A 24,958-nucleotide genomic window follows, 5' to 3' on the forward strand; every position below is an offset into this window, starting at 1 on the left:
GCAACACCCGTCGGCCTACACAAGGTTCCTAACACGCCACTGCGATTCCTCATCGTTGTAGTACGGATTAGGCGATACCATGTCCAATCTTTGGTCTGGACAGGATCCGGACGCCGCCAATTCATTTCCGAGGAAATCCGATGTCCACGACACCGACCCGACCCGGTATGCCCGTCCCGAGCACGCGCTTGAGTCGTCTTTGGCATCTGGGTCGTGCCACCGGGGATCTCGCCGCGGGGATCGGCGTGAAGGGTCTGATGGAGCTTGCCCGGACCCGCCGCAGCGCCGAGCCCTCGCGGATCCGGCTCTCGCCCGAGCACACCCGTCGTTTTACCGACCGTCTCGCGAGGATGCGGGGTGCCGTCATGAAGATGGGGCAGCTCATGTCCATGGACGGCTCGGACATCTTCACGCCCGAGGCCGCGGAGATCATGAGCGCCTTGCGCGAGCGCGCCGAGCCGATGCCGATGAGCCAGCTCGTCGAGGTCTTGGAGCGCGAATACGGACCGGGCTGGAACGAGCGGTTCAAGCGGTTCGAATTTACGCCCGTGGCCTCCGCCTCGATTGGGCAGGTCCACCGGGCCGAGACGCGCGACGGGCGTCGTCTCGCGCTCAAGATCCAGTTTCCGGGCGTTCGCGAGAGCATCGACAGCGACATCGACAACCTCGCCTTCCTGGCCCGGACCCTCGGCATGGCCCCGGCGGGCGTCGACCTGACGCCTTATTTGGATGGCGCGCGCCGACAGCTCCATCAGGAGGCCGACTACGGCGCCGAGGCGGATTCGCTCGAGGCGTATGGGGCCGGTGTCGGCGCGGATCCGGACTTTCTCGTCCCGCGCGTGCATCGCGACCTCTCGACGACCCGCATCCTGGCGATGGATTTCGCCGAGGGTGTCCCGGTCGACCGCTTGGCCGGCAGCGGCTACAGTTGCGAGGAGCGTGACCGCGCCGCAACGGCCTTGACGCGTCTGTCCATGCGCGAGCTCTTCGAGTTCGGTCTCGTGCAGTCTGACCCGAACTTCGGCAACTATCTCTACGACGCGACGTCCGGGCGCATCGTCCTGCTCGATTTCGGCGCGGCGTTGCCGGTGAGGTCGGATTTCGTCGAGCGCTATCGACAGCTTGCCCGTGCTGCGTTCGTCGATGACCGTGCGGCAATGCGTGCGGCCTCGATCGATCTGGGCTATGTCGGCGCGAACGACCCGAGCGAGCAGGTGAACGCTCTTATCGACCTCTTGCGCATCTCCAGCGAGCCGCTGCGCAGCCCGGGCCACTACGACTTCGGCGTCTCCGACCTTTACGAGCGTGCCTATGCGCGCGGTCGCGAGATGTTCTACTCGGGTGCCTTCAGCACAGTGCCCGCACCCGAGACCATGTTCCTGCATCGCAAGTTCATGGGCGCCTTTATGCTCTGCCGGCGTCTGCGCGCGCGGGTGGATCTAGGGGGGATGTTGAGGCCGTATCTCTGAGGTTAAACCGCGCCCAGTGCGGTATGCGATGTTTTTGGATGGGATCGGCCCCGGCGGATTTCAGAGCCGCTGGAGCCGGCGCGGTTTAAGGTATTAAAAAATATAAAATTTTAAACCGCGTCCCCCGCTAAGGGTCGTGGATTCACCAAACTTCGAACTCACTCGAAAGTGAGCATCTCGCTCTGGACGCGGTTTAGCTCGTAGGTTGTGCTGACGATAGGAAGCACAACTTCCACGCGTGGTCGGTTGTGCCTCGTACGGCCCGGCACAACCGACGACCCAATAGCGAACAGCAGTAGGCAGATGGCGGCAGGCGGCTCACCGCGCCAAACGCGCGAGCCGGCCCTGATACCGCCGCATGACCAGAAGATGCGCGACCGCCTGGGTCCAGAGATAGACATACCAGGGCAGGGCGGGTGCGAAGTCGTGGATGGCGGCCATGGTGTAGCGATCGTCCAACAGGGTCTGGAACTCGAAGCGGGCACGGCCCTGCCCGCCGGAGCGGCTCAGGAGACCGCCGACGATGGCGTAGACCTGACGTTGCGGGCTGCTCTCCTCGGCCAGCCATTGCAGCGTCAACAGGTGCAGGCGCGGGAAGCGGGTATAGACGCTGCATCGACCCATCTCGTCGATGTGGGTGCAGACCATGGGCCAACAGCAGGCGCCGAGCCAGCGGAAATAATTGCCGGCGACCCAGGCGGCATCTTGGCCGGGCGGCAGGATCACGCGCTGGATGGAACGCACCAGCCGCGCGCGGCGCATCAGCTCGCGGCTCTGACCCTCGATCGGCTGACGCGGGCTCGGCAACAGGCGTCGACCCGACGGGGCGAGCGCGGCGCGCAACGCCTCGCGAAAGGGGATTGCCGCCGGGTCGATCGCGCGCTGAATCGGGTTGTCGCGAATCACCGTGTCCTGAGGCAAGCTTTCCAGGGCTGGGCCGACGACGGCCGAAGGGGCACCGCTGAAGAACCGCGCGGTCGCCGAGGCCAGCCAGAGCGGCATCCAAGGCAGGGTCAGGATGCGTCTCCGAAGCCCGAGCACATCGGCCGTTTGACGCAGCATTTCTTCGTAGCTCAAGCACTCGGGACCGCCGATATCGTATGCGCCCCGACAGGTCTCCGGCTGCCCCAGGCAGTGGCGCACCGCCCGCACCAGATCCACCAGCGCGATCGGCCGCGTCATCGAACGGGCGCTCGGCGGCAGCAAGAGCAGCGGCAGGCGCCTGACCAGATCCACCAGCAGCCGCGGGGCCGATCCACCGGGGCCGACGACCAGTCCGGCACGCAGCGCCGTCACCGGGATCCCGCGCGAGGCCAGCACCAGCTCCACCTCGCGCCGACTCCAGAGCAGCGGCGAGATCCGGAAGCTGTCCGGGATCAATCCGCCGACGACGATAATCTGTTTGACCCCGTTCGCCGCCGCGGCCTGCGCGAAGTTGTCGGCCAGGATAAGGTCCATATCGCGCGGATTGGCCTGCGTCAGGCGCGACGAGGGCGCCAGTGAATGCACCAGATAGATGGCGTAATCGCAGTCCGCGAGCCCTTCGACCAGGTCCGGCGCCGAGAAGAGATCGCAATGGCGCCAGGTCACGCGTTGATCCGGGTCGGGCGTTTCTGCCCGGGCGGGCGATCGTGTCAGCGCCCGAACCGAAAAGGCGTCCGTCAGGGCGCGGCAGACCGCGGTGCCGATAAAGCCGCTGGCGCCGGCGACGGCGACCCTCGGTCGCCGGGATTGGGTGGATGGCATGGCGTCCTGTCTCTCGGGATGTCTCGACCGAACGCCATAGGATATACCGCGTCGGGCGAACGCCCGGCATCACGTGCAACCGTATGGCGTTTGTCAGCAACGTTTCAGAAATAAGATGCTTTCCGGGAAAGGATCTACCGACAGAGCCGGAACCAAGGTAAGTCGTCGAAGGTTCCACTCGTTGTCGTTGTCGTTGTCGTTGTCGGATTCCGGACGAACCGATCCTTCCTTGCACATCCGATCGGCCGGAAGTAACGTCGCTTCGCGACGACCGTCGGCGTCACTTCCGACCCATCGTCTGCGCAGTTGGGATGTCGACGCCTAAGCGGAGCACCGAGTCCAGTCGATTGCGTGACGACAACGACAGCGAGTGAGTTCGATGTTTGGTGCATTCACGGCCCTTAACGGGGGCGCGGTTTAAAAGAATATATTTTTTAAACTCTTAAAGCGCGCAGGCTCCAGCGGTTGTCACGTCTTCCGCGGCCGATCCCATCAAAAAACTTCGCATACCGCGCTGGGCGCGGTTTAAGAGTCGCGGCATGGAGCTCAACAGCTTTGTTCTCTCGGCAATCGCGCTGCTCACCGTGGCGGCGCTCGCCGTTGCACTGTTCAAGCATCTGGGGCTGGGCTCCATCCTCGGGCTTCTGGTGGCGGGGATCGTGGTCGGACCGCACTCGCCCGGCCCATCGGTGACGGAGCATGTCGAGGACGTGCGCAATTTCACCGAGCTGGGCGTGGTGATGCTGCTCTTTCTGATCGGTCTGGAGATGAAGCCGCGACGACTCTGGGCACTCCGCCGCGAGGTCTTCGGGATGGGCTCGGCGCAGATCCTGATCTCCGGCCTTCTGGTGGCGGGCTACATCGCGCTCTACGACTACTCCTGGCAGGCGGCACTCTTGATGGGGCTGACCTTGGCGCTCTCCTCCACCGCACTGGTCATGCAGCTTCTGCACGAGCGCGGAGATCTCGCCACGCGCCACGGGACGGCGGCCTTCGCCATCCTTTTGATGCAGGACTTGGCCGTAGTGCCGCTACTCGCAATCGTGCCGATCCTCTCGGATGTGGGAACCCTGTCTTCGGACGTCCCCTTCTGGCAGCAGGTCGTCGTCGTCGCCGGGATGGTGGCCTTGGTCTTCGGCTTCGGGCGTTACCTCGTGCCCTTCGCGCTCAAGCATCTGCTGCGTCAGCACAATCGCGAGGCCTTTACGCTGGTCGTGCTGCTGACGGTCTTTTTGGCGGCAGGGGCGATGCACGAGGCTGGCCTGTCGATGGCGCTCGGCGGCTTCATGATGGGGATGCTGCTCTCGACCTCGCGCTTCAGCTTTCAGATCCAGGCCCAGATCGAGCCCTTCAAAGGGTTGCTGATGAGCCTCTTTTTTGTCGCTGTCGGGATGTCGATCGACTTGGATGCGATCTCGGCTCAGCCGCTGTTGCTTGCCCAACATGTCGGCGTCATCCTCGCCATCAAGCTGGTCGTGCTCTTGGTGATCGGCATGGCCTTCGGGCTGCCGCGAGGCACGGCGACGCGCGTCGCCTTCCTGCTGGCCCAGAGCGGGGAGTTCGGCTTTGTTCTTTTCGGCTCGGCCAAGGTGCTCGGTGTCATCGACGATGCGACCTTCGTCGTCGCGGTGAGCGTGATCTCGGTCAGCATGTTGTTGACGCCGTTGCTGGTGCGCATCGGCGACCTCTCGGCGCGGCGTCTCGAGCACCGAACGGCGGCTCCGAAGACCTTCGAGTACCCGGTGACCCCCGCGGGGCAAGCAGGCCAGATGGGTCGGGTCGTGATTGCGGGCTACGGGCGGGTTGGTCATACGGTCGCGACCCTCCTGGAGGCCAACAATATTCCCTTCATCGCCTTCGACACCAACCCGGTGCATGTGGAGCGCGGCGAGCAGGACGGTCGCGCGGTCTATATCGGCGATATCGGGGATGTGGAGCTCCTGGAGGCCGCTCAAGTCGACAAGGCGGCCCTAGTGATCCTGACCATCGACCACGGACCGACCGCCTTGCGGGCTGTGTCGCATATCCGCACCGCCTACCCGAAGGTACCCGTGATCGCCCGCGCGCGGGACTTGGAAGCCTGCGGCAATCTCATCCGCGCCGGCGCGACGCTGGCTTACCCCGAGGCGATCGAAAGCAGCCTGCGCCTCGGGGCGGAGGCCATGCAGATGCTCGGCATCTCCACGAGCGAGGTCGACTCCTTGCTCCAAGGGGTGCGCAGCGAGGGTTACGCGCAGGTGGTCGAGTGAGTGGCGATTCAGAAAAAAGTGAACGACTCGTTGAACGCGTCGGATGGGTAGAGCGTCAGCGAAACCCATCCTCCAAACCGCCGCGTTGCCGGGTTTCGGTCTGATGCGCTTGACGCGGGCTGGATGGGTTTCGCTTCGCTCTACCCATCCTACAGGCTCGCTACCATCCCCAGTTGCTCGAGCCGCCTAAACTCAGTAGGCTTCCAGGCCGCCCAGAAGAAGAAAACGAGGACTCGATTCCGATGGACATCGCTGCCGAGCGCGCGCGTTTCAATATGATTCAACAGCAGGTTCGCCCGTGGAACGTCCTGGACGACCGGGTCCTCGAGGCGATGGCCCAGATTCGGCGCGAGGCCTTCGTGCCCGACGCCTACCAGGGCCTCGCCTATGCCGATATCGAGATCCCGATCGGCGAGGACTCCTGCATGTTGGCGCCCAAGGTTGTCGGGCGCATGCTGCAGGCCCTGGACGTGAAGCCAGGCGAGCGGGTGCTGGAGATCGGTGCGGGGACCGGTTATGTGAGTGCCTGTCTCGAGCGTTTGGGCGGGCGGGTGATCGGGGTCGAGATCGATGCCGGCCTGGCGGACGAGGCGCGTGCGCGGTTGGCCGGGTTGGGGATCGAGTCGATCGAGATCCGCACGGGCGATGCACTGAGCGAGCCCGTCGAGGGTGGGCCGTTCGACGTGATTGCCGTCACTGGATCGATGCCTACCGAGGCTGCTTTGCCGCTGCTTAAGGGGCAATTGGCCAAGGGCGGGCGTCTGTTCTGCATCCTCGGGGTGGAGCCTGCGATGGAGGCGGTCCTGATCACCCGTATCGGCGAGCGCGATTTTCCCCGAGCAGGGCTGTTCGAGACCTCGACGCTTGCCTTGCAAAATGCCGTCGTGGCGGATGCCTTCGAGTTCTGAACCGCGTCAGGGGTTTCATGCGGAGCTTGAGTGCGGACTCGGTGTCGTTTGAATCAACGGGCGTTGCAGTGGACGCGGTTCAGGAGATTGTTGGTGACGATTCGGAAACACGGTGAACACCGTGATGAACCGGTAGGATGGGTAGAGCGACAGCGAAACCCATCCTCCAAACTGCCGCGTTGCCGGGTTTCGGTCTGATGTGCTTGGCGCGGGCTGGATGGGTTTCGCTTCGCTCTACCCATCCTACGTGTTTCGGTTGGTTTTGAATCGTTCCCTAAAGAGGCGATCGAATCCGTGTTGGCGCGTGTTCCGGTGGCTGGGTGCCGGTGCCGCCTTCCGAGGTTTGGCGGGTCGAGCCTCGGAAACGCATGCCCGTCGGGCGTGGTTGAATGCGGGGGTTGGTGATGCGTCGAATGGGGCCGAAAGAGGTTGCGCAGTGGTTGGCGGCGGATAACGGCGAGCCGCCGCTCTTGCTCGATGTCCGCGAGCCGTGGGAGTTTCAGATCTGTCGGATCGAGGGATCCTTATCGCTCCCGATGGGGCAGATCCCGGGGGCCTTGGCGCGGTTGGATCCGAATCGCGAGATCGTCGTGATCTGCCACCACGGCATTCGCAGTTATCAGGTCGCGCGGTTCCTCGAGCAGCAGGGCTTTACGGGCATGGTCAATCTCGACGGCGGCGTTGCGGCCTGGGCGCGTGATCTGGATCCCGCGATGCCGGTCTATTGATCCGAGGCGTGTCTCTGCCCTCGTGCAGCGCGGATAGGATGCCGCTTTTTCCTTGATTCCCGTCGGGAAACTGACGCACACTCCCCGGCGCCACGGGCGTTTTCGGCCACGGGCGATCCAATAACAATATCGCGAGGACACGCCATGAGTATCCATCAAGCGCAGATGCCGCTCTGTCAGAGGGCCTTTTCCCAGCTCCTCATCATCGATGCCCAAGAGCGTCTGGCGCATGCAATGCCTGCCGACGAGCTGGACTTGGTCGTCGGGAATATCAATCGGCTGGTATCGGCCGCCAAGATCCTCGGGATCCCGATCATCGCGACCCAGCACAACTCAAAAGGGCTCGGTCCGGTCATGGCGACGATCCGCGACAACATGCCCGAGGGCGCGGACCCGACCGAGAAGACCGCGTTCTCCTGCTGCACCGCGCCCGGGTTCGAGCGCAACATCTCGGCGCATCCGGACCGGCGCCAGTTGATCGTCGTGGGCATGGAGGCGCACATCTGTATCGTTCAGACCGTCTCCGGGCTTCAGCGCTGGGGGTATCAGGTGTTTGTTCCGGCCGATGCCATCATCTCGCGCAAGTCCGTGTTCAAACAGAACGTGCTGGATCGCATGCGCCATGCCGGGACCCAAGTCGTCTGCACCGAGTCGGTCGGTTTCGAATGGATCGGCGACTCGACCGACGCCCAGTTCCGCGAGGTCTGGTCGGTGTTCAAGGCTGAGGATTGATGCGCCGGGGCGGCCGATCACGGGCCATTCCATCGGCCCGAAGGTCGCTCGCCCTCGGTTGATCCACATTAAACCGCGTCTCACCGGGATCGAGGACATCTCCGAAGCCAAACGCAACATGAAAACGACGCATGTCGCTCTGGACGCGGTTTAGCCTCGCGTCTTCGGCAAGCGGGTCTCGATCAGGGTCATGAGCCGATCGAGCGCGCCCCGATTGGCCTCGACGACGCGACGGCCGTTCTCGCCGATCCGCGCACGCTCGGTGGCATCGCTCAGCCAGGAGATCATGAGTCGCGCCAGCGCTTCGGTGTCGGCGATCTCCACCGCGCCTTCTTCGGCGCACAGCAGCTGCGTGATGGCCGCAAAGTTGAAGTGGTGCGGGCCGATCGCGACGGGTACGCCCGCCGCTGCCGCCTCCAAGAGGTTGTGACCGCCGGTCGGCACCAGGCTGCCGCCCATAAAGGCCGTGTCGGCGGCGGCGAGAAAGACCGGAAGCTCCCCCATGGTGTCGCCGAGAAAGACCGCCGTGCTCGGTGTGCATGGCTCTAGGCGGCTGCGACGGGCGAGCGTCAAACCCTGCCGTGCCACCAGCTCGGCGACGCGATCGAAGCGTTCCGGATGGCGCGGAACCAGCACCAGCAGGGCCTCGGGCAACACTGCACGAATGCGTTGGTGAGCCGCGAGGATCGCTCCGTCCTCCCCCTCATGGGTGCTGGCCGCGACCCACACCGGACGCTGCCCTCCCCACGCGCGTCGCATTGCCTCGGCTTGATCGAGTAGGCTCGCCGGTTGGCGCAGGTCGAACTTGATGCTGCCCGTGACCTGGACCCGCTCGGGATCGGCCCCCAGTGCGATGAAGCGCCGGGCATCCGGCTCCGCTTGGGCGGCGATCAGATCGAAGCCCTGCAGCGTCTCCCGGGTGAGGCGCGCGAGCCGTCGATAGCCCCGAGCGGAGCGTTCCGAGAGCCGGGCGTTCGCCAGGATCACCGGGATGCCGCGTTCAGCGCAGGCCGCCAGTGTGTTGGGCCAGATCTCGGTCTCCATGACGATCAGCAGCGCCGGGGTGGTTCGGCTCAGAAAGCGGTCGAGGATTCCCGGCAGATCGTAGGGGGTGTAGCGGTGCGCCACGCTGTCGCCGAGGCGCTCGTGCAGGCGCTCGGCGCCCGTGGGTGTCGTGGTCGTCACCAGGACGGACAGCGGCGGGTCGTGTGCGATCAGGCGCCGAATCAGGGGCTCCGCGGCCTGGACCTCGCCGACCGAGACGGCATGGATCCAGATCTGCGTTGCCGGCCCTGCGGGGCCGAGCGCGAGCCGCTCGCGCACCCGCCGCCGATAGGCAGGGGACTTGAGGCTGCGCCAATAGAGACGTAGGAGCGCGAGCGGCAGCAGCAGGCGCAGCAGGAACGTATAGAGGCGTCGGGTCATCGGCGAGGGTTCGTCTCGGTGTGCGGTACGGGTCGGAGCGTCTGCACGGGCTCAGGTCTGCGGCGCGGCAGCCCGGATCGTGCCTTGGAGTGTGCTCAGGATGCGCGTGGTGGAGCGCCCGGGCACCAGATCCAGGACGCGCACCTCACCGCCGTTGGCATGCACGCAGTCCGCCCCGGCGATCTCCTCCGGCCGGTAGTCCCCGCCCTTGACCAGCAGGTCCGGTTTGACCCGGCAGATGAGTGCCTCGGGCGTGTCCTCGGAGAAGGCGCAGACCCAGTCGACCGAGGCGAGACCGGCGAGCACGGCCATGCGTTGCTCGATGCCGTTGATCGGTCGTTCCGGGCCCTTCAGTCGGCTCACCGAGGCATCGTCGTTGACCGCGACGATCAAGCGATCGCCAAGCCGCTTGGCCTGCTGCAGATAGGCGACATGGCCCTCGTGCAGGATGTCGAAGCAGCCGTTGGTCATCACGATCCGCTCGCCGGCAGCGCGGGCGGCCTCGACCGCGTCGACCAATGCAGTCTGGTCCAGCACCGTATGCCATTCGCTGCCCCGATGGGCACGCTCCAACTCCCGCGCGGCGACCGTCGCGGTGCCCAGTTTGCCGACCGCGAGCCCCGCCGCGCAGTTGGCCAGCGCGCAGGCCTCGTCGAGTGCGACGCCCGCGCCCAGTGCGGCGGCCAAGGTCGCAATCACGGTGTCGCCGGCACCGGTCACGTCGAAGACCTCGCGGGCCCGTGTGGGCAGGTGCAGGGCTTCGCTGTCCGGGCGCAGCAGCAGCATGCCGCGCTCGCCCAGCGTGATCAGCATGGCGTCCAGGTCGAGCTCGGCACGCAGCCGCTGGCCCCGCTCGATCAGCGCGACATCGTCGGCGCAGACACCGACGATCGCTTCCAGCTCGGCCCGGTTCGGGGTCAGGAGTGTGGCGCCGCGGTAGCGTGTGAAATCCAGTCCTTTGGGGTCCACGAGCACGGGTTTGCCGCCCTCCAGCGCCAGTGCGATGAGACGCTGCGGGTCGGCCAGCGTCCCTTTGGCGTAGTCCGAAAGCACCAGGAGGTCGCAGGCATCGAGCGCCTCGGAGACCAGCGTCGGCAGCGGGTCGTCGCCGAGCGGCGTCAAGGATGCCTCGAAGTCCAGCCGGATCAGCTGTTGATGCTGGCTCAAGACCCGCAGCTTGGTGATGGTCGGCACATCCGCGCGTCTGTGCACTCGGGTGCGGATGCCCTGTACATCGAGTCGTGCGGCCAGCACATCGGCCGCTTCGTCGTTGCCCGTCACGCCCGTCAGGGTGACATGGCAGCCCAGCGCGGCCAGGTTCAGCGCCACGTTCGCCGCACCGCCCGGGCGGTCTTCCACCCGCGCGACGTGCACCACCGGCACCGGGGCCTCGGGCGAGATCCGACGGGTCGCGCCGCTCCAATAGCGGTCGAGCATCAGGTCGCCCGCCACCAGGATACGGGCGCGGGAAAAATCCGGGAAAGGATGAGTCGAAGTCGGGGGCAAGATGGGCTCCAAGCGAGAGGACGCGACGAGTCTAAACCGCGCCCAGTGCGGTATGCGATGTTTTTGGATGGGATCGGCCCCGGCGGATTTCAGAGCCGCTGGAGCCGGCGCGGTTTAAAGCATAAAAAACTATAAAATTTTAAACCGCGTCCCCCGCTAAGGGTCGTGGATTCACCAAACTTCGAGCTCACTCGAAAGTGAGCATCTCGCTCTGGACGCGGTTTAGCCGGAAGGCACGGAGTTTTCGATGCGAGAAGCGAAGAGCGAGTAAGCGGCGAGGTCCGGGTCCGGGGGTCTTCCCCTCGAGACTCAAACCACTCACTCCTCACTCCTCACTCCTCCTTTTGGGTTTAGGTGATTTCCGGGAAAGCATCGACCAACATGTAGATACTCTGTTCTGACGCAAGTCCGATTTGCCTCCTATCCATCATTTTTTTCTATCCTCATCGTTGTTTCGGCGGGATGGTCGTTGAGCAGCTGCCAACCCCATCGGACCCACCTTCGATGATGGATGGGGCTTGGCTGCGGGTGGGGCGCGGGCGGACTCCGTGTGGACAACGCGTGAATGCCGCAAGCGGGCGTGTGGACAAGCCGGGGACAACCCGCTCCCGGCGGGTTGCCCCCACCTTGACCACACTCATTCACCCGTTGCCCACACTGCGCCGCACTGAAGCCGCTGCTGGCTGCGAGCGTCTGCGACGCGACTGCTGCTGGTTTTTGATCAATGAATGCCCTGCGCCGTGGTGGTTGAACGCGCTCGTCTTGTCGGCGGCTCTTGGACGGCCACGCGCGTGCTGTCGGGCCAACCGAGGAGGGTGCCGTGGCGGACATCGCCGAGGTGCTCATGCCGCGGCCTCGCGAAGCAAGCAGAAGCGGCTGCCGTCGAACGCTTGGCGGTGCTTGAGCATGGCATAGATGGCATGCAGCAATTTGCGCATGACCGCGCAGATGGCCTGAATCTTCTTCAGGCCGCGCGCTTCGATGAGATGCGTGTAGTAGCTGTTGACGTGCGGTTCATGGCGCGCGGCGCTCAGCGCGGGCATGAACAGCGCCTTGCGCAGGTGGGCGTTGCCGGCCTTACTCAGGCGCGGGGGTTTGTTCACGCTGGTGCCCGAGGTGCTCTGGCGCGGATCCAGTCCGGCCAGGGCGACCCATTGCTTGGCACGCATGTCCTCGGGCAGCACCAGCAGCTCACCCATGAGCTGGATGGCGCTGGCGGCGGCGATGCCGGGGATGCCGGTGAGCAGCCGGTAGACCTGCGCAAGCTCCTCGTCGGCGCTGATGCGCGCATCGGCCCAGTCACGCAGGGCATCAATCCGGGCGGTGTACTGGTGGATGCTCAGGCGCACGTCCTCCAGCACGACGGCCGGCGTGGTGGTGCTTTGCAACAGGGCGTGGAGTTGGTTCTTCGCCCGCGTGCGATCGACCACCAACGCCTCCAGGCGCCGTGAACAGGCGCGCAGCTCCAGCGCCTCGGTCGCCGGGCGCCGCCACGGCTCGAACGGCATGCGCCGGGCGAACTGCGCCAGCACGCCGGCATCGACCGCATCGCTCTTGTTGCGCGTCTGCAAGGCCTCGGCAAAGCGCTTGGCGGCCTTGGGGTTGAGCACCATGAGCGCCAACCCGGCCGCATCGATGGCCAGCGCCAGGTCCAGGTGATAGCTGCCGGTCGCCTCCAGGCACACCCGCTCCACCCGCGCACCTTGCAAGGCGCTTAATCAGCGCGGCATGACCGCTTGGTGTGTTGGCAAACTCGCGGACCTTGCCGAGCTTCTCCTCGGTGCTGACGGCCAGCGCCAGGGTCTTGTGGGCCACATCGATTCCGGCTGTATTCATCGTCTGTCTCTTCAGGATGCAACGCGATATTATGATTCCCGGTTCCCCGACCCTGTACCCTCGCCTACCGACCTTGTGTATGCAGGCTCCCGGACATGTCCACGGCCTCGGATACTCTTCGGTATGGGCGAAGAGGGCGGGGAGCCCATCTACATGCAAGCTCTGAACAGCGGAACACGACATCCAGGCTTCAGGGGCGAACGGCTTCCCGGGCACTCTTCATAAAGTCCGTTTATCGCTTTCCTTGTCAATCCCTTCAGAACAGAACATACAAGGGGCGACTTTAGTCGCCCGGTCAGCATTGGCAACACGCACGGCCGGGGTGATCATTCCCGGAAATCGCCTTATGCTTTCACGAGGACAACAGGATTCCGTTGGAGGGTCATCGTTATGGGACAAGCTGCACTCAAGCAAGAGGTCGACACGCTGCGGGAGTACATGAAGGAGCTGAGCTACCAGGCAATGCGTACCGAGATGTCGCTTGCCCGTCTGTCCGAGGAGATGCTCGCGTTCAAGGACGAAAACAGACGAGAGCGTCAGCGTATGAACAAGCAATGGGGCGATCTCGCCAATCGCCTCGGCACGTTGGTCGAGGACATCGTGGCGCCCAATCTTCCGCGGGTGGCGGCGGAGCTCTTCTCCTGTCCCGTGGCGGATCTGTTCGGGGTCCGCGTCGTGCGCCGCTTCGGCGGCGAGACCCGCGAGTACGATGCGCTGCTGGTCTGCCCCGAAGTGGTCTTGGTCAACGAGACCAAGTCACGCCTCACGGATGCGCATGTCGAGGGGATTCTCGAGCGGCTCGCCGAGATCCCCGTGTCTTCCCCGAGTACGCCGATCGTCGCGCCGTCGGAGTCCTGGCGAGCCTCTATCCGGATGCGAGTGTCGTGCGTCGTGCGACGCGCCGCGGCGTGTTGGTGATGGGCATGGGCGACGAGACCATGCACGTCTTGAACCCGGAGGCACTCCGGGCCGGCGCTTGAGGGCGCCCCGGCACTGGCTCTGCCTCGATCGTCTCGATCAGCGATCGCTCGCCCGCTCGAAGACGATGCGTCCATCCAGGAACGTGGCCATGACGCGCCCGTGCATCTGCGTGTGGAGAAAGGGGCTGTTCTCGCCGTGGCTCAGGAGTGTCTCCGGCGTCGGTATCCAGCCGTCATTCGGATCGAAGATGCAGACATCCGCCGTCGCCCCGGGCGAGAGATGCCCGAGGTCGAGCCCCAGGATCTCGGCGGGACCGACGGTAAGTCGGGCGACGACGCCCGGCAGGTCGAGCACGCCTTCGGTGACCAAGCGCAGCGCGAGCGGCAGGAGGGTCTCGAGCCCCGAGATGCCGGGCGCGGTCTCGGGGAAGGGGAGCAGTTTGGCATCGGCATCGTGCGGCTGGTGGTCCGAGCAGATGGCGCCGATCTCGCCGGCCGCGAGCGCATGGCGCAGGGCATCGCGGTCCGCCCGGGTGCGCAGGGGCGGCACCAGATGACAATTGGCGTCGAAGCCGTCCAGGTCGTCTTCGGTGAGGAAGAGTTGGTGGATGGCGACGTCGCCGCTCGCCTGAACGCCGCGGCCGCGCGCTGCGGCCAGCATTACGGTCGCCCGTGCGGTCGAGAGACCGCGAAAATGGATGCGTGCGCCGGTCTGACCAGCTAATGCGAGATCGCGGGCGACGGCGACCGTCTCGGCGGCCTCCGGGATGCCGGGAAGCCCCAGCCGGGCGCTCACGCGGCCTTCGTGTGCACAGCCGCCGCTGGTCAGATCCGGGTCTTGCGGATGCAGGAAGAGCGTCAATCCGAAGGTGGCGGCGTACTCCATCGCACGTCGCTGCACCTGGGCGTTGCGAATCGACCGATCGGCTTGGCTCAGCACCGGGCAGCCGGCGAGCTTGAGCGCGGCCATCTCGGTGATCTGTTTGCCGTCGAGGTCTCGGGTCATGGCGCCGGCCGGCACGACACGCGCAAAGCCATGTCGCTGTGCGATCTGCTGAATCAGCTGCGCGACGGCCGGGGTATCGATGACGGGCGAGGTGTCGGGCGGGCAACAGAGCGTCGTGATCCCGGATGCCGCCGCCGCCCGAGTCTCGCTCGCGATCGTCGCCTTCTGCTCGAGACCGGGCTCGCGCAGCCGGGCGCTGAGGTCCACGAAACCGGGGCAGACGATGAGTCCCCGCGCATCGAGAACGCGCTCCGGTTCGAATCCGGGGGGCGCCTCGCCGATCGCGAGCACGCGCCCGTCGGCAAGATGAATGTCGACCTCTCGGTCGAGCCGGTTGGCCGGGTCGATCAGGCGCCCGCCGCGAATGCTGATTCGGTCGACCTCAGCCATTGGTCTCACCATCCGTCTTGCCGTCCGCCTGCATGGCGATGTTCTGGGTGCCGATACACATGGACATGACCGCCATGCGGATCGCGATCCCGTTGGTGACCTGCTCGAGGATCACCGAGCGGGGCCCGTCGGCGACCTGTGACTCGATCTCGACCCCGCGATTGATGGGCCCGGGATGCATCACGATGGCCTCGGGATGGGCCACGCCGAGGCGCTCTGCGGTGAGACCGTAGAGCTGGAAGTACTCGTGCTCGCTCGGCAGGAGCGCGTTGGTCATGCGTTCGCGTTGCAGGCGCAGCATGATGATGACGTCGACATCGCGGATCCCCTCGCGCAGATCGTGAAAGACCCGCACGCCGAGCGCCTCTTCGGCGAATGCCGGAATCAGGGTGCGCGGGCCGATGACCCGTACCTCGGCCGCACCCAAGATATTGAGGGCCGCGATCTGGGAGCGTGCCACACGCGAGTGCAGGATATCGCCGACGATGGCCACCCGGAGGTTCGCGAAATCACCCTTGTGGCGACGGATGGTGAGCATGTCCAACATGCCCTGAGTCGGATGCGAATAGCGCCCGTCCCCGGCATTGATGACGCTCACGTGCGGTGCCGCATGGGCGGCGATGAAATGGGCCGCACCGCTCGAGGGGTGGCGCACCACGAACATGTCGACCTGCATCGCCTCGAGGTTGCGCAAGGTGTCGAGCAAGGTCTCGCCCTTGGCGGTCGCCGAGGTGGAGATGTTGAGGTTGAGCACGTCCGCGGAGAGCCGTTTGGCGGCCAGCTCGAAGGTCGTGCGGGTGCGGGTGCTGGTCTCGAAGAAGAGGTTCGCGACGACCTTGCCGCGGCACAGCGGAACCTTCTTGACCGCCTGCAGTGTCACCCCGAGGAAGCCTTCGGAGCGGTCCAGGATCTCGACCAAAAGCGCTCGGCTCAGCCCTTCGATCGTCAAAAAGTGCTTGAGGTTGCCCTGGCCGTCGAGCTGCGGGTGGCCTGTCTTCATCGACGCGCCTCGACCTTGACGCACCTCGCAGGGGCCGCGAACGATGCCTTGCCGGCCTTGACCGCCGATGTCTTCGTGCTCTGCCCGCGCAGCAACACGAGCGGGTGCGGTCCGCTGAGCTTGATCTGCTCGCCCGGCTCGAGCTTGGCATGCAGGCCGACGACGTTCGGCTCGATCGGCAGCTCGCGCCCGTCGCGCTCGGAGAGGGTGACCAGGATGACCGAGGCCGGCCGGCCGTAGTCGAACAGGACATTCAGGGCGGCGCGGATGGTGCGACCGCTCTGCAGGACATCGTCCACCAAGATCAGATGGCGGTCGTCGATCCCGGTCGGCAGATACGAAGGACGCACCTGCGGATGCATCCCGATGCGGGTGAAATCGTCGCGATAGAAGGAGATGTCCAGATGACCGAGCGGCTCGGCCAGCTCAAGCACCTCATGCAGCCGATCCGCAACCCAGACCCCGCCGGTATGGATGCCGATCATCAGCGGGGCTTCGATGGCGCGCTCGGCGACGAGAGAGCGCAGCTCGTCGGCCATGCGACCGATGATGCCGTCGATCTCGGCGCTGTCCTTCCAGATCTCGGAATTAATCACAGACGAATGCTCGGGGTGGGAAGCTTGATGGTCGGGATGCTCAAGTGGTGAGTGGCCGATGAGGCATCGTGACGTTTCAGAAACAGGTGAACACCTTGTTCAAGGCGTAGGATGGGTAGAGCGTCAGCGAAACCCATCCTCCAAACCGCCGCGTTGCCGGGTTTCGGTCCGATGCCTTTGGCGCGGGCTGGATGGGTTTCGCTTCGCTCTACCCATCCTACGTGTCTGGATGGGTTTCGCTTCGCTCTACCCATCCTACGTGTTTCCACTCTACGCAGCGCCGTGCTCGCACAGCCAGGTTTCCAGGATCAGGGCGGCGGCAACCGCATCGACCGCATCCCGGTCGGCCGCGCGTCCGCGCGGCGTCTCCGCGAGCTGCCGTCGCGCCTCGATCGAGGTCAGGCGCTCGTCGATGAGATGCACCGCGAGGCGGAAGCGACCTTCGAGCTGGCGCCCGAACCGATGGACCTGAGCGGACCACTCGACCTCCTTGTCGTCCATCGTGAAGGGCAGCCCCACGACGAATGCCTCGGGTTGCCACTCGCGCACCAAGGCGGCGATACCGTCCCAGTCCGGCTTGTCGTTGCGGCTGCGAAGCGTCACGAGGGGCGTGGCCGAGCCAGTGATGGTCTGGCCGACCGCGATACCGATCTTGCGCGGACCGAAGTCGAAGCCCAGTAGGGTGGTCATGCGGTGCTCGAACGCGCTCGATCCGATGGATGTCCGTGCGGACGCGCTCTACGCGTGCCCGGCTTCGCCGCTAAGCAGGTTCAGATCGACCCCCAGCAGTTGCGCCGCGGCGAGCCAGCGGGCACTCGGGTCCATCCGAAAGATGATCTCTTGACTGGCCGGACCGCTCAGCCAGGCATTGGCACTCATCTCCTGCTCCAACTGACCGCTGCCCCAGCCGGCATAACCCAAGGCGACCAGGGTCTGCTCGGGACCTTCGCCCGAGGCGATGGCCTCGAGGACGTCGCGCGAGGTGGTGACGCTGATATCCGATGTGATGCTCAGGGTCGAGTCGTAGGTCGGCCCGGAGGTGTGCAGCACGAAACCCCGGTCGGTCTGGACAGGTCCACCCTGATAGACCGGGATCTGCTCCGCGCTCGGGCGCAACGCGACGATCTCGAGCTGGTCCAGCAGCTCGCCGAGCCTGACATCGAGCGGGCGGTTGATCACGATACCCATGGCGCCCTGATCCGTGTGCTCGCAGACATAGGTCACCGTTCGCGAGAAATTCGGATCCTGAAGACCCGGCATCGCGATCAGGAAGTGGTTGGTGAGCGAGGTGCTGAAGGACATGGCGTTAGTATCCCGGTCGGGGAGATCTCAAGCAAGCCCGAGGATGGTCTTGCGGCAACCGGATGTCCGGGGTAGGGTTGCGCAACAAACCGTGTTTACGGGCTCGAGGGCCGCGGTCCGCAACAGACGTCGGCGTTCTCCGGCGAGCTTGCGCGCATCTAACGGTACGTCGATGGGGAGCCAAGCCCCCGAGGAGGTTCGGATCATGGCACTGGCCAGAGAAGATATCGCGTTCATCAAGGAACACCTCGGCGAGTGGCTCGTCGAGGTCTCGCTCGGCAAGCCGCCCGCGGTGTATGAGATCGAGCTGCGCGAGCGCATGGTGAGGGTCGAGGAAGAGCTCAAGCATCAGCGCGAGCTGATGCGCCAGGGTTTCGAGCAGGTCGAGAAACGCTTTGAGCAGGTCGACAAGCGCTTTGAGCAAGTCGAGAGACGTTTCGAGCAGATCGACAAGCGTTTCGAGCAGGTCGACCGTCGATTCGACGAGCTGATCAAACGCAACGACCGCCATTTTCTGTGGCTGATCGGCTTCATCACGACCATCGCCGCGCTGATCATCGCCGCAGGCAAGCTGCTCTGACCTTGATGGATGGCGGTTTATCGCACGACCCGTCTCCACTCCTGACTGTCCCGTTTATTGCTCCCACCCCAACCCCCCGCCGCGCAAAAACTGCCAGGTCCGCACGATATCGAGCACGTCCGTCTCCGCGGCGATGTCGGGCGGGAAGGGGGAGTAGGGCGCTGCAAGCTCCACGATCCTTACGGCCGCCTCGTCGAGTAGGTCGTAACCCGACGAGCGTACGACCCGGATCTGTTCCACGCTGCCGTCCGAGCGCACGGCGACATGCAGGATCAGGCTGCCGAACATGCGTTGATCCCGGGCCGCTTGCGGGTAATTGAGGTTGCCGATGCGCTCCACCTTGCGCGCCCAGGCGCCCAGATAGCTTGCATACCGAAACTCCCGCGTGCTCGCACTCACCGACTTACGCCGCACCCGGCTCGCGTAGGCGGCGGTCTTGGCCTGGAGGTTGGCCGTGAGGCGATCGATCTCCTCGCCGCGGCTGGCGAGGATCGCAGCCGCGTCGACCGGCGTGTCCCGGGCGGGGATCTCCCGCGCGGCCATCGGGTCGGGCGGAGGGAGTGGCTCGGGCTGGACCTCGGGCGCGGGTTCGGGCGGAGGCTCCACGCGTGCGAGCGTCTCGAGGTCCAGCGCAGGCGGCTCAGTGGTCTCTGTCGGGTCCGGAATAACCGTCTCGACACCGATCGGGTCGTCGTAGACCGCATTTCCGCTGGACGACACACCCGACCGATCGATCTGCGACGGGGCCGCGTCCGGTGCCGGGGCTGACGCACCCCGACCGGCGTCGCGCAGGATCAAGATCTCCAGCGCCGATTCCGCGACGCCGCTCGCCTCGCGCCGGGGTGGCTCGAAGGAGACGAGGGTGATCGCACCGACATGCAGCAGTGTTGCAGCCAACAGGGCTATCGTGAGGGTCAAGCCCGAGGAGTCGTGACCGGGCGTCGCGACGAGCGCGCTTGGAATCTGCGGTTCTGGCGAACTACTGGGCATGAATGTGGATCGATCTCCGGAAATCCCATCCCCGTTGTGTTGACGCCAGGAAGCACGACTCGCGCCGACGGTTGGTTGTGCCTCCCGCGGCCCTACCCATCCGGCCCTGAAATGTCGGGGCTGTAGAGGCGACTTAGGTGATTTCCGGGAAAGCATCGACCAACATGTAGGGGCGACTTTAGTCGCCCGGTAAGCATTGGCAACACGCACGGCCGGGATGATCATTCCCGGAAATCGCCTTAAGTCGCCCCGACACGTCGGTGAGTCCTTCGGAGCGGTTCACAAACAACCGAAATTCGTCGGATGGGTAGAGCGAAGCGAAACCCATCCAGCCCGCGCCAAGGGCATCGGACCGAAACCCGAGAACACGGCGGTTTGGAGGATGGGTTTCGCCGACGCTCTACCCATCCTACGCACTCATCAAGGCTCAGTTGCACCCTGCGCCTCGCTTGGCTGCATCCTCGGCGCAATCGGCGCACCTGTGTCGACCAATTTGATGCGATCGGCCATCGCTTCGTTCATGTGCAGTGTGCCTTCGGCATCGACGAGCAGGACATAGCGGATGTCCATCGCCCGCGCCACCGCCTCCCACTCGGTCGGACCCGCCACGAACATGGCGGTGGCTGCCGCGGCCGCGGTGGTCGCATCCCGATGCAGGACGGTCACCGAGCGGGTGCCGCGCGCGGGCGAGCCGGTTCGCGGATCGATGATCGCATGATAGATGTCACCCTTGAATACGAAGTTCCGGTCGTAGTCGGCCTTGGTGACGAGGCTCTCGTCGCCGCGCATCGGCACGATGGCGAGTACGCCCGAACCGCTGGGTCGGCGAATCGTGATCCGCCAGGGCTGGCCGCTGCGATCGCCGATCACGCGGACCTCGCCGCCGGCCTTGATCAGTGCGCTTTTGATCCCGAGCTCGCGCAGGTGCTCGATGGCGAGATCCATCGCATGGCTCTTGGCGATGCTGTCGAAATCCAGCTTGATGGCCGGATTGTGGCCGTGCAGCTCAAGCCCCTCGATATCGATCTGGCTCATCCCGGGTGTCGCCGCGACCAACCGCGCGATGTGCTGTGCGGGCGGCGGCGGGCGGCTGCGCACCGCCTCGGCATGGAACCCCCAGAGATCCATCAAATAGCCGATGGCGGGATTGAAGAGTCCGCCGCTTTGCTCCTCGAAGTCCTTGCTCAGGCGGACCAACGGCATGGTCGATGGGGGGGCCACGAACGGCTCCTCGGTCAGCAGCATCTGATTGACCCGTCCCATCGGGCCGGGTTGCCAGGAATGCCATGCGTCCTGCAGGAAGGCGAAATCCTGCTGGACCAGGGACGCCGCCTGTTGCGCCTGTTGCCGGTCGACGCCGACCAGGCTCAGGTCGACCTGACCTCCGAAGGCGTCGAAACGGATGGTGGTGACCGGGGTTTCTTGTCCGCACGCGGCGAGTCCGAAGAGGGTAAGCGCGATTGCGTACAATAGGGGAACGCGCCGAAGCCGGGCGGGGCGGGAGGATGAATACAGCACGGACACCTCCGGGAATGGGTTGCCGGTCGCGGACGCTCGCGAGGCCGAGCGGCTCGGGTGACCGGTGGGCAAGGTCTCAGGTGCGACGCATGACTCGGGCCTGAATCGCGTCCATCAGATCACCCGCGATGTCGGTGCCGTAGGCGGCATCGATCTCGCGGATACAGGTCGGGCTGGTGACGTTGACCTCGGTGAGGTGGTCCCCGATCACGTCCAGACCGGCGAAAAGGATCTCGCGGGCGCGCAGCTCCGGGCCCACCTGCGCGGCAATCCAGCGATCCCGCTCGGTCAAGGGGCGCGCCTGCGCGGAGGCTCCCGCCGCGAGGTTGCCGCGCGTCTCGCCCGGCGCGGGGATGCGTGCAAGACAGTAGGGCGCAGGCTCGCCGTCCACCATCAGGATGCGCTTATCGCCGTCGCGGATCTCGGGGATGAAGCGCTGCGCCATGCAGAAGCGTCGACTGTGCAGTGTCAGTGCCTCGATGATGACGCTGAGGTTCGGGTCGTCCGCGCGCACGCGAAACACCGAGGCCCCGCCCATGCCGTCGAGCGGCTTGAGGATGATGTCGCCGTACTCGCGATGGAAGTCCCGAATCGCCCCGGAGCGGCGCGTGATCAGGGTCGGCGGTGTACACTGAGGAAAGGCCGCGGTGAAGACCTTTTCATTGGCGTCGCGCAGACTGCGCGGATGATTGACGACCAAGCAGCCGGCCGCGTGGGCCTGCTCGAGGAGATAGGTCGTGAAGATATATTCGATGTCGAACGGCGGATCCTTGCGCATCAACACCGCGCCCAGTGCATCGAGCGGGCGCTCGATCTCGGCCCCGAGACGATACCAACCCGCGGGATCGTCCGTGACCTCGAGCGGGCGCATCCGCGCCAGGGTGCGTCCGTCGCGCAACGACAGATCCGCCACCTCCATGTACCACAGCGGCCAGCCGCGCCTCTGCGCGGCCAACAGCATGGCGAAGGTACTGTCCTTCTTGATGTTGATGGATCCGATCGGATCCATCACGACGCCGAGATCGATAGACATGCAAGCGAGTGTACTGCAGTGGCCGGGGGCTTGTCAGGGATGATCACGAGGGCGCCGGCTCCGTCCGATTCGCGTGCATCGGATCTGCTGCTTGATCCCTCGCCCGATGCGTCGCCCCCCGCGCGCGTTGCGCAAGGCGATGCCTGCATTCTGCTGGCGGACGACAGTCCGGTGGCGCGCCGCTTTGCGGCCAAGCTCCTGCGCGATCATGGTTACCGCGTCGAGGTTGCGCTCGACGGCTTCGCTGCGCTGGGCATGGTGTTCGAGGTGAAACCCGACCTGCTGCTCCTCGATAGTCGAATGCCGCGGCTGGACGGCTTTCAAGTCTGCGCTCTGCTGAAGCGCGCCCCGGGGTTTGCGGACCTGCCGGTGGTCATCCTCTCGGATTGCGGCGGGCTTTACGCCCGCGTACGGGCCCATTTGGCCGGATCGCGGTCTTGTCTCGCGAAGCCGTTCACCGCCGACGAGCTGTTGAATGCCGTTGCCGGGGCACTCTGCGATGACTGATCCGCGCCCCCCGTCGCGCTCGACGCCGAGACGCCTCGCGCGACGACGAACCTGCAGACACTCGCCGAGGTGATGCGGCGGGTGCGTCCGAAGTTTCATCGCGGCCTGGTCGCCTGGTATCGAGACGCGTCGGATCCGCGCGGACTGCCGCGCCTCGAGACCTTGTTTCGACAGGTGAATGCCGGTCTGGGCGGCGGGATCCTCGCCGACCTCTTCGGTCTGACGGAGATCTTCGCGGCGGCGCTGCGTGACGGGCGATTGAGCTGCGATGCGGGTATGCGCTCCTTGATGGGGCAGCTCGATCGGGTCTTGAAGCCACTCGCGCAGCATCCGCCCCTGTGGTCGGAGGACGAGGCTCGAGCGCTGATCGATCGGCTGTTGGATCTGCTGGGGGTCTTGGAGCCGGGAGACCGCCGGGTGGTCGATCTGGCCGCCGTCTACCGCTCCTCCGAGGCGATCCGGGGGGCGCAGACCCCGCGTCGCGAGCGACCTGCAGCCTCCCGCGAGGATGACGTCGATCGCACCGACGGCAGACTTGCCGAGCTCGTCGCCCTCGAGGAGCTGCTCGAGCTGATCGACCGCGGCGCCTTCGTCGATCCGGCGGCGCTCGATGCCGCCTACGCGGCGCTCCACGAGGTCGTCGGTGTGCTGGATCCGACCGATGCCGGTCGGCTTGCGTCACGTCTGGCCGCGATCTCCGATCAGGCGAGGACGCTGGTGTCGGCCGACGCGTCCGAGCAGTCGGCACGTCTGGAGGCCCTGGCGGCCGACCTGCTCGCCTTGGAGTCGATCCTGCAGGCGTGGGTGGATGAAGGTGCCGTCGCCGAAGCCCCTTCGCTCGGTCCCGGGGGGGATCCGGAGCCGACACTCGCCGCCTTGCGCGAGCTGGATGGGGAGCTTCTCGGGGTGACCGAGCTGTTGTTCGGACGGGGCATCGAAGACCTGTCGATGCGCTCGGATGCGGCCGGGACAATGCTCGCCCGCAGTGCAGGCGTCCTGCGCCTGCTCGGGCTGGCCGAAGCTGCCGATCTCGCGGCAGCCTGCGGAGACCGGGTCCGTCGTGACGATACTGTCCGCGATGTGCCCTCGGTCGATGTCGGTCGCGAGACGTTGGCCGAGGCGCTGGCCTGTTTGGGACGAGAGATCGCCGCCGGCTTGGCCGCAGGGCGTGCGGTACCGGCCCCGACGGGGTGCGCCGAGCAGGCATTGACCGCGCTCGCACAGACCTCTGCGCCGACCATGCCGCCCGGAGTGCCGCACAGCGCGCCCGCGCAGGTGCCGAGTCTCCCGCTCGCCCCGCCCCCCGCGGAGGAGCGGATCGCTCCGGAGCTCATGGAGATCTTTCTCGAGGAGATCGACGAGGAGATGGCCTCCGCGCGGGAGCGGCTGGCCCGCTGGTCGCTCGACCCGCGGGACACCTCGGCCGTGACCGGACTCAAACGCAATTTCTCCGTCATCAAGGGCAGCGGTCTGCTCGTCGGCGCACGATGGGTTGCGGAGGTCGCCGAAGCGGTCGAGGGGCTCCTGGTTCGGATCACGGCGCAGCCGACGCGCGATCCGGCCGCAACGAGCTTCATCGCCGAGGTGTTGGAGCGGCTTCCCATGCTGGTGCACGGCAGGACCGCGGATCGTCCCTCCGACGTCAAGGCGCTGGTCGCACGGGCCGGGCGGATCGCCGAGGCGGCGACGGACCCGGACATCGATGTCGACGGCTTGTCCGCATTGGTCCCCTTGGATGGTTTCGCGGCTTCCGGCGATGCCCCGCAGATCCCCATCGAGGATCTGCTCGATACCTTCGAGGCCGCACCGGAGGCACCCGGCGAATGGATGTTGTCCGATCTCGACGCGTCACACGACACGGATTCAGGCGACCCGATCGAGCTCTCGGAGCAGACCCTCGGCGAGGAGCTTGACCTGGCGTTCTCCGCGTTCCTCGACCCGGCGACTGAGCCTTCGGATGGGCCGGTGGCCGATCCTGCACTCACCCCGTCGGCGCCGGCACCCTTGCTGGAGCAGCAGATTGCCGAGATCGCACGCTGTTGCTCCGCGTTGGACATCACCCATGCGCAACTGGTCTCCGGCTTGGACGCCCTCGACCTTGGGATGGCGCGTCTACGCGACCTTGTCGATCGTTTCGAGAGCGATCCGCACCCGAGCGGGGGGCCGCTCGGCGAAGGTGTGGACGACATGGGCGAGGCATTCGGGCAGCGCGAGTTTTGCGGTCGCGTGGGCGAGATCCTCGATGATCTGGAGAGTATCAGGCGCGGATTGCATGCCGATCGACAGGCGTCGGACGAGCCGCGGGCGCGACAAGCCAAACTCCTCGAGGCCGTCTTGGACGCCTTGGTCGGGAAAAGGGGTCAGGTTTAGTTCCTGCTAAGTTTTCCCCATGTCCAGACGCCCCGAGCCCATCTTGATGGTGTGCCGTTGCAACTCGTGCAGCGCGGGCACAACCGCGGAGCCTGTTTCTTTGGCGAGCAGGATTATCACGCCTATCTGGGATGGCTGGGGAGGCGC

Annotated in this window: 21 protein-coding genes; 9 read left to right on the plus strand and 12 right to left on the minus strand. The window is 65.6% G+C overall.

The genetic code is table 11. The annotated features are described in order from the left end of the window. Window positions 1–140 precede the first annotated feature (140 nt). Window positions 141–1,469, plus strand: coding sequence for an AarF/ABC1/UbiB kinase family protein (locus tag KFB96_RS19275; protein WP_213460551.1), 1,329 nt, complete (start codon window positions 141–143; stop codon window positions 1,467–1,469). A 318-nt stretch (window positions 1,470–1,787) separates the two neighbouring features. On the opposite strand, the gene KFB96_RS19280 is transcribed toward KFB96_RS19275, so the two are convergent. Continuing rightward, entirely contained in the window at window positions 1,788–3,215 is a 1,428-nt protein-coding gene (locus tag KFB96_RS19280) for an NAD(P)H-binding protein (RefSeq protein ID WP_213460553.1), read from the minus strand. Window positions 3,216–3,754: 539 nt separating this feature from the next. Here KFB96_RS19280 and KFB96_RS19285 point away from each other — a divergent pair. The 4 genes from KFB96_RS19285 (at window position 3,755) to KFB96_RS19300 (ending at window position 7,832) form a co-directional block, all read left to right on the plus strand. Next, on the plus strand, window positions 3,755–5,464 hold the full coding sequence (locus KFB96_RS19285; protein ID WP_213460554.1) for a cation:proton antiporter: 1,710 nt from the start codon (window positions 3,755–3,757) through the stop codon (window positions 5,462–5,464). A gap of 242 nt (window positions 5,465–5,706) precedes the next feature. After that, on the plus strand, window positions 5,707–6,372 hold the full coding sequence (locus KFB96_RS19290) for a protein-L-isoaspartate O-methyltransferase (RefSeq protein ID WP_213460555.1): 666 nt from the start codon (window positions 5,707–5,709) through the stop codon (window positions 6,370–6,372). Window positions 6,373–6,776: 404 nt separating this feature from the next. Then, the gene (locus tag KFB96_RS19295) at window positions 6,777–7,100 is read left to right on the plus strand and encodes a rhodanese-like domain-containing protein (protein ID WP_213460556.1); all 324 of its coding nucleotides are present in this window, start codon (window positions 6,777–6,779) and stop codon (window positions 7,098–7,100) included. A gap of 144 nt (window positions 7,101–7,244) precedes the next feature. Then, window positions 7,245–7,832, plus strand: a complete 588-nt coding sequence (locus tag KFB96_RS19300; RefSeq protein ID WP_213460557.1) for an isochorismatase family protein — start codon at window positions 7,245–7,247, stop codon at window positions 7,830–7,832. A 150-nt stretch (window positions 7,833–7,982) separates the two neighbouring features. On the opposite strand, the gene waaA is transcribed toward KFB96_RS19300, so the two are convergent. The 3 genes from waaA to KFB96_RS19315 all read right to left on the minus strand — a co-directional run bounded on the left by waaA (window position 7,983) and on the right by KFB96_RS19315 (window position 12,472). Further along, window positions 7,983–9,257 (minus strand): lipid IV(A) 3-deoxy-D-manno-octulosonic acid transferase, encoded by a 1,275-nt coding sequence (gene waaA / locus KFB96_RS19305; protein ID WP_213460558.1) that lies wholly within the window; start codon window positions 9,255–9,257, stop codon window positions 7,983–7,985. A gap of 51 nt (window positions 9,258–9,308) precedes the next feature. Further along, on the minus strand, window positions 9,309–10,763 hold the full coding sequence (hldE, locus tag KFB96_RS19310) for a bifunctional D-glycero-beta-D-manno-heptose-7-phosphate kinase/D-glycero-beta-D-manno-heptose 1-phosphate adenylyltransferase HldE (RefSeq protein ID WP_213460559.1): 1,455 nt from the start codon (window positions 10,761–10,763) through the stop codon (window positions 9,309–9,311). Window positions 10,764–11,605: 842 nt separating this feature from the next. Then, a complete protein-coding gene (locus tag KFB96_RS19315) occupies window positions 11,606–12,472 on the minus strand; it encodes an IS110 family transposase (RefSeq protein ID WP_213501499.1) in 867 nt (288 codons plus the stop codon). 517 nt (window positions 12,473–12,989) lie between these two features. Here KFB96_RS19315 and KFB96_RS19320 point away from each other — a divergent pair. After that, window positions 12,990–13,517, plus strand: a complete 528-nt coding sequence (locus KFB96_RS19320; protein WP_300970520.1) for a hypothetical protein — start codon at window positions 12,990–12,992, stop codon at window positions 13,515–13,517. 99 nt (window positions 13,518–13,616) lie between these two features. On the opposite strand, the gene KFB96_RS19325 is transcribed toward KFB96_RS19320, so the two are convergent. The 5 genes from KFB96_RS19325 to KFB96_RS19345 all read right to left on the minus strand — a co-directional run bounded on the left by KFB96_RS19325 (window position 13,617) and on the right by KFB96_RS19345 (window position 17,813). Then, complete coding sequence (locus KFB96_RS19325; protein WP_213460564.1) at window positions 13,617–14,915, minus strand: dihydroorotase; 1,299 nt, start codon at window positions 14,913–14,915, stop codon at window positions 13,617–13,619. After that, window positions 14,908–15,915 carry an aspartate carbamoyltransferase catalytic subunit gene (locus KFB96_RS19330; protein WP_213460566.1) on the minus strand — a complete coding sequence of 336 codons (1,008 nt, stop codon included), beginning with the start codon at window positions 15,913–15,915 and terminating at the stop codon, window positions 14,908–14,910. Before KFB96_RS19330 ends, KFB96_RS19325 begins: the two co-directional genes overlap by 8 nt. Beyond that, the gene (gene pyrR, locus KFB96_RS19335; protein WP_213460567.1) at window positions 15,912–16,511 is read right to left on the minus strand and encodes a bifunctional pyr operon transcriptional regulator/uracil phosphoribosyltransferase PyrR; all 600 of its coding nucleotides are present in this window, start codon (window positions 16,509–16,511) and stop codon (window positions 15,912–15,914) included. The genes KFB96_RS19330 and pyrR overlap by 4 nt, the downstream gene beginning before the upstream one ends. Before the next feature lie 270 nt (window positions 16,512–16,781). Then, window positions 16,782–17,201: a Holliday junction resolvase RuvX gene (ruvX, locus tag KFB96_RS19340; protein WP_213460568.1), complete on the minus strand. Its 420-nt coding sequence runs from the start codon at window positions 17,199–17,201 to the stop codon at window positions 16,782–16,784. A gap of 48 nt (window positions 17,202–17,249) precedes the next feature. Then, entirely contained in the window at window positions 17,250–17,813 is a 564-nt protein-coding gene (locus tag KFB96_RS19345) for a YqgE/AlgH family protein (RefSeq protein ID WP_213460569.1), read from the minus strand. 205 nt (window positions 17,814–18,018) lie between these two features. On the opposite strand from KFB96_RS19345, the gene KFB96_RS19350 reads away from it, so the two are divergent. Next, window positions 18,019–18,393, plus strand: coding sequence for a hypothetical protein (locus KFB96_RS19350; RefSeq protein WP_213460570.1), 375 nt, complete (start codon window positions 18,019–18,021; stop codon window positions 18,391–18,393). A gap of 54 nt (window positions 18,394–18,447) precedes the next feature. Here KFB96_RS19350 and KFB96_RS19355 read toward each other — a convergent pair whose 3' ends face one another. The 3 genes from KFB96_RS19355 to gshB form a co-directional block, all read right to left on the minus strand. After that, on the minus strand, window positions 18,448–19,383 hold the full coding sequence (locus KFB96_RS19355) for an energy transducer TonB (RefSeq protein WP_213460571.1): 936 nt from the start codon (window positions 19,381–19,383) through the stop codon (window positions 18,448–18,450). A gap of 420 nt (window positions 19,384–19,803) precedes the next feature. Then, window positions 19,804–20,853: an FAD:protein FMN transferase gene (locus KFB96_RS19360; RefSeq protein ID WP_300970525.1), complete on the minus strand. Its 1,050-nt coding sequence runs from the start codon at window positions 20,851–20,853 to the stop codon at window positions 19,804–19,806. Between the two features lie 124 nt (window positions 20,854–20,977). Continuing rightward, on the minus strand, window positions 20,978–21,934 hold the full coding sequence (gene gshB / locus KFB96_RS19365) for a glutathione synthase (protein ID WP_213460573.1): 957 nt from the start codon (window positions 21,932–21,934) through the stop codon (window positions 20,978–20,980). 39 nt (window positions 21,935–21,973) lie between these two features. On the opposite strand from gshB, the gene KFB96_RS19370 reads away from it, so the two are divergent. Both KFB96_RS19370 and KFB96_RS19375 read left to right on the plus strand, forming a co-directional pair. Next, entirely contained in the window at window positions 21,974–22,441 is a 468-nt protein-coding gene (locus KFB96_RS19370) for a response regulator (RefSeq protein WP_213460575.1), read from the plus strand. Between the two features lie 81 nt (window positions 22,442–22,522). After that, window positions 22,523–24,811, plus strand: a complete 2,289-nt coding sequence (locus KFB96_RS19375) for an Hpt domain-containing protein (protein ID WP_213501501.1) — start codon at window positions 22,523–22,525, stop codon at window positions 24,809–24,811. Window positions 24,812–24,958 lie beyond the last annotated feature (147 nt).

The organism is Thiocapsa sp. (genome assembly GCF_018399035.1).
Taxonomy (GTDB): Bacteria; Pseudomonadota; Gammaproteobacteria; order Chromatiales; family Chromatiaceae; genus Thiocapsa.

Bases quoted from the DNA above. Each gene is read 5' to 3' on its own strand.
- ruvX (WP_213460568.1), bottom strand. From the start codon at position 17,201: ATGACCACCCTACTGGGCTTCGACTTCGGTCCGCGCAAGATCGGTATC.
- KFB96_RS19275 (WP_213460551.1), top strand. From the start codon at position 141: ATGTCCACGACACCGACCCGACCCGGTATGCCCGTCCCGAGCACGCGC.
- KFB96_RS19290 (WP_213460555.1), top strand. From the start codon at position 5,707: ATGGACATCGCTGCCGAGCGCGCGCGTTTCAATATGATTCAACAGCAG.
- KFB96_RS19320 (WP_300970520.1), top strand. From the start codon at position 12,990: ATGGGACAAGCTGCACTCAAGCAAGAGGTCGACACGCTGCGGGAGTAC.
- KFB96_RS19355 (WP_213460571.1), bottom strand. From the start codon at position 19,383: ATGCCCAGTAGTTCGCCAGAACCGCAGATTCCAAGCGCGCTCGTCGCG.
- KFB96_RS19330 (WP_213460566.1), bottom strand. From the start codon at position 15,915: ATGAAGACAGGCCACCCGCAGCTCGACGGCCAGGGCAACCTCAAGCAC.
- KFB96_RS19370 (WP_213460575.1), top strand. From the start codon at position 21,974: ATGATCACGAGGGCGCCGGCTCCGTCCGATTCGCGTGCATCGGATCTG.
- KFB96_RS19345 (WP_213460569.1), bottom strand. From the start codon at position 17,813: ATGTCCTTCAGCACCTCGCTCACCAACCACTTCCTGATCGCGATGCCG.
- KFB96_RS19325 (WP_213460564.1), bottom strand. From the start codon at position 14,915: ATGGCTGAGGTCGACCGAATCAGCATTCGCGGCGGGCGCCTGATCGAC.
- KFB96_RS19280 (WP_213460553.1), bottom strand. From the start codon at position 3,215: ATGCCATCCACCCAATCCCGGCGACCGAGGGTCGCCGTCGCCGGCGCC.
- gshB (WP_213460573.1), bottom strand. From the start codon at position 21,934: ATGTCTATCGATCTCGGCGTCGTGATGGATCCGATCGGATCCATCAAC.
- waaA (WP_213460558.1), bottom strand. From the start codon at position 9,257: ATGACCCGACGCCTCTATACGTTCCTGCTGCGCCTGCTGCTGCCGCTC.
- KFB96_RS19300 (WP_213460557.1), top strand. From the start codon at position 7,245: ATGAGTATCCATCAAGCGCAGATGCCGCTCTGTCAGAGGGCCTTTTCC.
- KFB96_RS19295 (WP_213460556.1), top strand. From the start codon at position 6,777: ATGCGTCGAATGGGGCCGAAAGAGGTTGCGCAGTGGTTGGCGGCGGAT.
- KFB96_RS19285 (WP_213460554.1), top strand. From the start codon at position 3,755: ATGGAGCTCAACAGCTTTGTTCTCTCGGCAATCGCGCTGCTCACCGTG.
- KFB96_RS19350 (WP_213460570.1), top strand. From the start codon at position 18,019: ATGGCACTGGCCAGAGAAGATATCGCGTTCATCAAGGAACACCTCGGC.